This window comes from Paraburkholderia sp. SIMBA_030, assembly GCF_046535245.1.
In the GTDB taxonomy this organism is placed as follows: domain Bacteria; phylum Pseudomonadota; class Gammaproteobacteria; order Burkholderiales; family Burkholderiaceae; genus Paraburkholderia.
In genome coordinates this window covers 1-259 of sequence record NZ_JAWRXB010000914.1, presented here as the reverse complement: position 1 = coordinate 259, position 259 = coordinate 1, and the positions used below count along the sequence as shown (strand labels likewise).

1 pseudogene is annotated in these 259 nt (G+C 68.0%); it reads left to right on the top strand.

Annotated elements, in window-relative coordinates:
• A pseudogene (locus SB772_RS42685) lies at nt 1-189 on the top strand (glycerol acyltransferase); the annotation flags it as partial.
• Nucleotides 190-259: the final 70 nt, after the last annotated feature.

The window sequence follows — 259 nt, the reverse complement described above, 5'->3', positions numbered from 1 at the left end:
CCGCAACATCTGTCGAGCCACGAGCTTGTCGGCGGCAACGGGATGGTCGAGATGGGCACCTTCGTCGCGATTCTCGTCGGCACGATCATCGGCGGCGCGAGTGCGGGGTTCGTCGAACATGGCGCGCTGCTGCTGGCCTGCGCGTGCGTCGCGATTGCGCTGGCGGGGCGGAGATCGTCCGCCAGGGTCTCAACGCGGTAGCCGACGGCTACATCGAGGCTCCGTACGGAAGCGTCGCTGTCGCGGCCGCCGAAATCAC